Origin of the sequence: Mycobacterium sp. (assembly GCF_035314665.1) — a bacterium.
GTDB lineage: Bacteria > Actinomycetota > Actinomycetes > Mycobacteriales > Mycobacteriaceae > Mycobacterium.
The window spans coordinates 1-6,387 of sequence record NZ_DATFZD010000180.1; the positions used below are offsets into that span (position 1 = coordinate 1).

Annotated in this window: 9 protein-coding genes and 3 tRNA genes; 5 read left to right on the forward strand and 7 right to left on the reverse strand. The window is 65.3% G+C overall.

The window, feature by feature from the left end; all coding sequences use genetic code 11:
• On the reverse strand, positions 1–440 hold a 440-nt coding region (locus VKI00_RS14260), incomplete at its 3' end, for a TetR/AcrR family transcriptional regulator (RefSeq protein WP_324438372.1).
• 71 nt (positions 441–511) lie between these two features.
• On the opposite strand from VKI00_RS14260, the gene VKI00_RS14265 reads away from it, so the two are divergent.
• Positions 512–1,540: an oxygenase MpaB family protein gene (locus tag VKI00_RS14265; RefSeq protein ID WP_324438374.1), complete on the forward strand. Its 1,029-nt coding sequence runs from the start codon at positions 512–514 to the stop codon at positions 1,538–1,540.
• 29 nt (positions 1,541–1,569) lie between these two features.
• Here the strand turns inward: VKI00_RS14265 and VKI00_RS14270 are convergent, their stop codons facing one another.
• From VKI00_RS14270 to VKI00_RS14280, 3 genes are all read right to left on the reverse strand, one after another.
• Entirely contained in the window at positions 1,570–1,773 is a 204-nt protein-coding gene (locus VKI00_RS14270; RefSeq protein WP_324438376.1) for a zinc transporter Slc39a7, read from the reverse strand.
• Between the two features lie 66 nt (positions 1,774–1,839).
• A complete protein-coding gene (locus VKI00_RS14275) occupies positions 1,840–2,223 on the reverse strand; it encodes a metalloregulator ArsR/SmtB family transcription factor (protein WP_324438378.1) in 384 nt (127 codons plus the stop codon).
• 47 nt (positions 2,224–2,270) lie between these two features.
• On the reverse strand, positions 2,271–2,768 hold the full coding sequence (locus tag VKI00_RS14280; RefSeq protein ID WP_324438381.1) for a nucleoside deaminase: 498 nt from the start codon (positions 2,766–2,768) through the stop codon (positions 2,271–2,273).
• A 76-nt stretch (positions 2,769–2,844) separates the two neighbouring features.
• Between VKI00_RS14280 and VKI00_RS14285 the strand changes: the two genes are divergently transcribed.
• Positions 2,845–3,747, forward strand: a complete 903-nt coding sequence (locus VKI00_RS14285; RefSeq protein WP_324438383.1) for a class I SAM-dependent methyltransferase — start codon at positions 2,845–2,847, stop codon at positions 3,745–3,747.
• A 6-nt stretch (positions 3,748–3,753) separates the two neighbouring features.
• On the opposite strand, the gene VKI00_RS14290 is transcribed toward VKI00_RS14285, so the two are convergent.
• Positions 3,754–4,851 carry a F420-dependent hydroxymycolic acid dehydrogenase gene (locus tag VKI00_RS14290; RefSeq protein ID WP_324438386.1) on the reverse strand — a complete coding sequence of 366 codons (1,098 nt, stop codon included), beginning with the start codon at positions 4,849–4,851 and terminating at the stop codon, positions 3,754–3,756.
• Between the two features lie 45 nt (positions 4,852–4,896).
• The gene (locus VKI00_RS14295; RefSeq protein ID WP_324438388.1) at positions 4,897–5,322 is read right to left on the reverse strand and encodes a nitroreductase family deazaflavin-dependent oxidoreductase; all 426 of its coding nucleotides are present in this window, start codon (positions 5,320–5,322) and stop codon (positions 4,897–4,899) included.
• A gap of 40 nt (positions 5,323–5,362) precedes the next feature.
• Between VKI00_RS14295 and VKI00_RS14300 the strand changes: the two genes are divergently transcribed.
• Positions 5,363–5,932, forward strand: coding sequence for a TetR/AcrR family transcriptional regulator (locus VKI00_RS14300; protein ID WP_324438390.1), 570 nt, complete (start codon positions 5,363–5,365; stop codon positions 5,930–5,932).
• A gap of 12 nt (positions 5,933–5,944) precedes the next feature.
• Here VKI00_RS14300 and VKI00_RS14305 read toward each other — a convergent pair.
• A tRNA-Lys gene (locus VKI00_RS14305) sits at positions 5,945–6,020 on the reverse strand.
• A 123-nt stretch (positions 6,021–6,143) separates the two neighbouring features.
• On the opposite strand from VKI00_RS14305, the gene VKI00_RS14310 reads away from it, so the two are divergent.
• Together VKI00_RS14310 and VKI00_RS14315 are read left to right on the forward strand one after the other, a co-directional pair.
• Positions 6,144–6,216: transfer RNA gene (locus tag VKI00_RS14310), tRNA-Glu, on the forward strand.
• A 31-nt stretch (positions 6,217–6,247) separates the two neighbouring features.
• Positions 6,248–6,321: transfer RNA gene (locus tag VKI00_RS14315), tRNA-Asp, on the forward strand.
• Positions 6,322–6,387 lie beyond the last annotated feature (66 nt).

Below are 6,387 nucleotides of genomic sequence, written 5' to 3' on the forward strand. Positions count from 1 at the left end.
ACCGGGTCGCCGATTTGGGTCAGCTTGCGTTGTAGCAGCTCGATGAAGCTGGGCATCCACTCCGCGCCGGACCTAACCAGAACCGGCTCCACCGCCGGGGCCAGCAGCAGCACCCGGCCGCGGACCGGGTCGTCGACCATCAACGCGACGAATTGCTCAACGGCTTCACGGGGTGTGGTCGCAGACATCAGCGTCGACATGGCGCGGGTACAGACGTCGTCGTAGACGGCGCGCACGAATTCGTTACGGTCAGAGAAGCTTTCGTAGAAGTAGCGTTCGGTGAGGCCGGCCTGCCGGCATACCGCCCGCACCGTCACCGCCGGCCCGCCCTCGCCGCCGAGCAGCCGCACGCCGGCCGCGATGAGTTCGTCCCGCCGCAGGACCTGGCGGTCCTCCAGGGGAACGCCGGACCAGCGGCGCGAGCGTTGACCGGACGGCACTTCAACTCCTAAGGTCTATACTGACAACGCATGTAGTCAGATTGGCTCACATGGACAGGAAACGTTGACCAGTGACTCAAGATACGTCTGAGGCGTGCCCGCTGACCAGCACAGGCGCTGCCGACGAGGTGGTCAGCGGTGCTGTCGCGGCCGGTTGCCCCGTGTCACCGCTCGGGTATGACGCCCCGCCCCAGCCGCTCGGCCCGGACTCGCTGACGTGGCGATACTTCGGTGATTGGCGCGGCATGCTGCAGGGTCCGTGGGCCGGGTCGATGCAGAACATGCATCCGCAACTCGGTGCGGCCGTCGAAGAGCACTCCACGTTCTTTCGGGAACGCTGGCCGCGGTTGCTGCGGTCGCTGTACCCGATCGGCGGGGTGGTGTTCGACGGCGACCGCGCGCCGACCACCGGCGCCGAGGTGCGCGACTACCACGTGGACATCAAGGGCACCGACAGCCAGGGCCGGCGCTACCACGCGATGAACCCCGACGTCTTCTATTGGGCGCACTCCACGTTCTTCGTCGGCACGATCCATGTGGCCGAACGGTTCTGCGGCGGCATCACCGAGGCGCAGAAGCGGCAACTGTTCGACGAACACATCGAGTGGTACCGGATGTACGGCATGAGCATGCGCCCGGTCCCGAAGACCTGGGAAGACTTCCAGGTGTACTGGGATCACATGTGCCGCGAGGTACTGGAGAATAACTTCGCCGCACGCGAGGTGCTCAACTTGACCGAGCTGCCCAAACCGCCGTTCGCGCAATGGCTTCCGGACCGGCTATGGGCGCTGCAGCGTAAGTTGTTGGCGCCGTTCTTCGTCTGGGTGACGGTCGGCCTCTACGACCCCCCGGTGCGCGAGCTGATGGGCTACACCTGGTCGCGTCGCGACGAGTGGCTACACCGCCGCTTCGTCGACGTCGTGCGTCTAGCCTTCAGCTGTCTGCCGCGCCGGGCCCGGATGCATCCGCGGGCCCGGTCGGGGTGGGACCGCGCCACCGGCCGCATTCCGACCGCGACGCCGCTGGTGCAAACGCCCGCGCGCAACCTGCCGCCGCTTGACGAGCGCGACAACCCAAAACACTACTGCCCCAACGTCTGACGGCAGGCAGGCCGCGTTAGCGCCGGCGATCAGCTGTGCGCGTGGTTGTGCGGTTCCTCCAGGCCGGACTGATGCACGTGTCCGTGGCTGTGCTCGGTTCCGTCGTCGTGGGTGTGGGTGTGCTCGTGCTCGACGTGCTCGTGCTCATGCTCGGTGTGCGCATGCGTGTGAGCGACCCCGCCGTGCTCGTGCTCGTGCGAGTGCGGGCCTTCATGGGTGTGTTGTTCGGACATTTCCATTATCTCCTTTGTGTGAAACACGTTGTGCTGCTTGGTTGTAACGCCTAGACGGCTGACGGCTCAGCTACCTTTGCGCTGTCCGTCGACCGCCCGCAGGCCGTCATCGGCGCGGTGATGCCGCGGCACCCCCGGACCGGCGTGCTCGGCGTTGAAGACGGCGTCGACGACGAGTTGTCGCACGTGATTGTTTTCCAGGCTGTAGAAGATCGTCGTCCCCTCCCGACGGGTCCGCACCAGCCGCGCCATCCGCAACTTGGCAAGATGCTGGGACACCGACGGCGCCGGCTTGCCTACATGCTCAGCCAGTTCGTTGACCGACATCTCGCGGTCGGCGAGCGACCACAGCACCTGCACGCGAGTGGCGTCGGCCAACATCCGGAATACCTCGACCACCAGGCTGACCTGATCGTCCGGCAAACGGATATTCTCGTTATCTGCATGCATACGCAGATAGTAGCGCAAGCGTCGACGCTGTCAAGGGGTCTGTCGCGTCAGCGAGTAGGCGCGCCGGCCACCCGACGTTCCCCGCCGTTACGTTCCTGCCACAACCGGTAGACATCCACCGCCGCGTCCCGGGGCTCGTATCGCATCGGCAGCCGCCGCTGATCCCACGGCTTGGCGAACTCGTCGTAGAAGCTGGCGAGCTCGAAGTACTTGCGGTCGTCGACGTAATACGGCGCGTAGGAGTCGTGCGCCCTGAGGAACACGACCTCATCCGGTGAGCAGTAATACAACGAGCCCAGGCACATCGGGCATGGGTGGGCCAGTACGTAGAAGGTCGTGCCGACCAAGTGCTCGGTGCCCAGCTTCATGCACGCTTGGCGGATGGCGAGAATCTCCGCATGGGCGGTCGGGTCGTGGGTCTGGGCGACCAGGTTGGCGCTTTCGGCGAGGATTTCACCGCCCTTGACGATGACCGTCGCGAACGGACGACCGCCCTCGGCGACGTTCTGGCGGGCCAGGTCGATCGTGTGCTGAGCGAAGTCCATGCCGATCCTCCGTCCGGCGTCGGTGGCAATAACTAGCTCATCTATATTATTCGGAAACCCCGAGATGGGAGCCGCGATGTCCGTGCGGAGCGATAGCGACAGCTGGGATCTGGCGTCGAGCGTGGGCGCGACGGCGACGATGGTCGCCGCGCAACGGGCGTTGTCCTCGGCCGCCGGGCTGATCGACGACCCGTTTGCCGCGCCGTTGGTGCGCGCGGTCGGCATCGACGTCTACAGCCGACTGGTGAACGGCGAGATACCGGTCACGGAAGAGCATGAATTCGACCCGGACCGGATGGCACGCGGGATGGCCGTCCGTACCCGGTTCTACGACCAGTACTTTCTCGATGCGACAGCCGGCGGTATCCGCCAGGCGGTGATCCTGGCGGCCGGCTTGGATGCGCGGGCCTACCGCCTGCCCTGGCCGAAAGGCACCGTCGTCTACGAGGTCGACTTGCCGGATGTCATCGAGTTCAAGACCTCCACGCTGAGCAAGCTGGGCGCGCAGCCGACGGCCGAACGTCGAACCGCTGCCGTTGATTTGCGCGACGATTGGCCCGCAGCCCTCAAGGCGGCCGGCTTCGACCCGAAGGCTCCCGTGGCGTGGAGCGCCGAGGGTTTACTGGTCTACCTGCCGCCGGAGGCGCAGGACGCCCTGTTCGACAACGTCACCGCACTAAGCGTTGCCGGCAGCCAGCTGGCTTGCGAATTCGTACCGGACACCACGGTTTTCGCTGACGAGCGCTGGCGGGCGCACCACGATCGGATGAGTGAGCTGGGCTTCGACGTCGTCGACTTCAACGATCTCGTGTACCACTTCGAGCGCAGCCACATCGTCGATCACCTGAGCCGGCGTGGCTGGCAGGTCTCGCACCGCCCGGTCGCGCAGCTGCATGCTGCCAACGGCTTCGTCTATCCCGACGACCAGGTCGCCGCAGCTTTCGCCGACGTGACATATCTCAACGCGGTTCGCGCCTAGCCGGTATTAGTGCAGCCGCGGCAGGACCGCGGTGCGGTAGAAGTCGATCGCGGCAAGCGGATTCTGCTGCGCAAAGCGCAGGAACGGTGTCGCGCCGGCGTCCAAAACCGCCTGCACGGCTTTGATGTGGGTGGCGGGATCCGTGCCGGTGGTCCAACCGCCGATGACCTTGTCCAGCGGGTTGGCTTGTGCCGCGCGTTGGATGTCGACGGGATTGGGTTGGTCGACGGCGCCGCCGGTGAACCGCCACAGCTCTGCGCCGCGGGTGATTTCAGTGTGGTCGCCGACGACTACGAACATTTCGGCGCGCTTGCCGAGGGTGGCGGGATCGCGGCCGGAATCGTGCGCGCCCTGGTTGAACGCGGCCACCAGCTTATTGTCTTTGACACCATTGGCCTCGGTGATCCAGCCGTCGCCGTACTGGCCGGCCAGGCGTGCACTCTTGGGTCCGCCCGCGGCGACGAAAATCGGCGGCGGCGACGGCGGCACGTCGTAGAGCTTGAGTTGGTTGGTCTGAAAGTATCGTCCTTGGAACGAGATTCGTTGTCCGGCCCATAGCTGCCGGATGAGTTGGATGGCTTCGATTAACCGGTCATGGCGCTCCCGGTACGGTCCGAACTGGGTGGTAGCCGCCTGCTCGTTGAGCCGCTCGCCGGTCCCAACGCCGAGGAACACCCGGTCGGGGTAGAGCAGCGCCAGCGAGGCGAACGCCTGGGCAACTGTCGTCGGGTTGTAGCGATAGATGGGGCATGTCACGCCGGTGCCGAACGGTATGTGCTTGGTGCGTTGGCCCACTAACGCCAACGTGATCCACGGGAACATCGAATGTCCCTCGTTGTCCTGCCACGGCTGGATGTGGTCGCTGACCCACACATAGCGAAATCCGGCTTGCTCGGCCGCCTGTGCCTGGTCGACGAGCTGTGCTGTGGTGAATTGCTCGTGTCCGAGCACCAAGCCCACACCCGGTCCCGACCGCGGCGGTGGAGCGGCCGGCGTCGACGGCTTCCCGGCGGGCCTGGCTGCGCACGCCGCCACTCCAGCCGCGCTTATCCCGCCGGCAACCGCCGCGAATTGTCCGAACGAGCGCCGTGATATTCCTCTCATGGGACAGGGGTACCCCCCGTCCACCTCCGGCCAAGCGTCGCCACGTCAGTCGGTGAAGTCGATCCTCACCGACACCGGAGTCGTCTCCAGTGCTTTGACGACCTTGGCCCCAACTAGCCCGAACTTGCGACCGCGCGCCACGACATCGTCATCGGGTCTGAAGTTCGCCACTCCGGCACGCCACTGATTACCTTGCCGGACACGAACATTGGGATTGTCCACGATGTTTCGACCCCAACCGGAGCGGGTGCCGTGCTGAGAGATGACCCACGCCCCGCCGTCGTCGAACTGCGCGGAAACGGGGACGCGGCGCACCTGACCGCTCTTGCGGCCGACGGTCTCCAATTCGGTGGCCAGCGCGGTCCGCAGCCCGAGCCTGCTCAATCCTTGGACTGCCGGATTGAGCAAGCGTCCAACGGCTCGTTCTCTGCGGAACTTTCGCAACGTCTTATCTCGGTCGGTGTTCGTCACCGATGCCACGGTAGTAGACCAATCGGTATAGTTCAACCCTATGACCGCGCGGGATGCCCTCATCGCCAGCATCACGGACCTGGTTCGACGCCGGGGTGTCGCCGGAGCGGGTCTCAATGCCCTGCTGGAGGACAGCGGGGTGGCGCGCAGGACCGTGTACCTGAATTTCCCCGGCGGCAAAGCGGAACTCGTGACGGAAGCCACCCGTATTGCCGGACAAGCGCTGAGCGCGGTGATCCGGTCGGCCGATACCGGTGGCGACCCGATCCAGGCCGTCCGGACGTTCATCGACCAGTGGAAGGTGCAGCTGCGCGCAAGTGAGATGGAAGCCGGCTGCCCGATCGTTGCTGCGATCCTGGGCCGCTCGGAAGCGCCGGCAGCGGCGCAGGCAGCTGCCGAGGCAGTTGACGACTGGCGCACTATCCTCGCTGATCGATTGGTCGGCTCCGGTGCCGACCCGGACACAGCCCGCTCGCTGGCGACGTTGGTCATCGCCGCGATCGAGGGCGCTGTCGTCGTCGCGCTCGCCAGCGGATCAACGGATGCGCTCGACGACGTCGGACGTCATCTGGTCGAGGTCATCCAACTGCATCTACCGACGAAGAAGTAGAAACATCGAGGCTGGTGCCCCCACTAGGACTCGAACCTAGGACCTGCGGATTAAAAGTCCGTAGCTCTACCAACTGAGCTATAGGGGCGCGACGCACAAGGATAACTGGTTGCCCGGCGCTGCTCGTTTGAGGATTCGGTCCATGGTGACCTAAGCTAGCTTGGCTCACAACGTCACCATGTTGCGAGTACCCCGGAGAGATTCGGTTCTGGCCCCCTTCGTCTAGCGGCCTAGGACGCCGCCCTTTCAAGGCGGTAGCGCGGGTTCGAATCCCGTAGGGGGTACCTGCGACGCGGTAACGCGGAGTTGTAGCAAGGCCCTGTGGCGCAGTTGGTTAGCGCGCCGCCCTGTCACGGCGGAGGTCGCGGGTTCGAGTCCCGTCAGGGTCGCCGTCGAGGCACACGATGCCTTCCGGCCAGGTAGCTCAGTCGGTATGAGCGTCCGCCTGAAAAGCG

What these genes read in the sequence shown, in the direction of transcription:
- VKI00_RS14270 (WP_324438376.1), bottom strand. Translation starts at nt 1,773, where the DNA reads ATGTCCGAACAACACACCCATGAAGGCCCGCACTCGCACGAGCACGAG.
- VKI00_RS14275 (WP_324438378.1), bottom strand. Translation starts at nt 2,223, where the DNA reads ATGCATGCAGATAACGAGAATATCCGTTTGCCGGACGATCAGGTCAGC.
- VKI00_RS14280 (WP_324438381.1), bottom strand. Translation starts at nt 2,768, where the DNA reads ATGGACTTCGCTCAGCACACGATCGACCTGGCCCGCCAGAACGTCGCC.
- VKI00_RS14285 (WP_324438383.1), top strand. Translation starts at nt 2,845, where the DNA reads ATGTCCGTGCGGAGCGATAGCGACAGCTGGGATCTGGCGTCGAGCGTG.
- VKI00_RS14290 (WP_324438386.1), bottom strand. Translation starts at nt 4,851, where the DNA reads ATGAGAGGAATATCACGGCGCTCGTTCGGACAATTCGCGGCGGTTGCC.
- VKI00_RS14300 (WP_324438390.1), top strand. Translation starts at nt 5,363, where the DNA reads ATGACCGCGCGGGATGCCCTCATCGCCAGCATCACGGACCTGGTTCGA.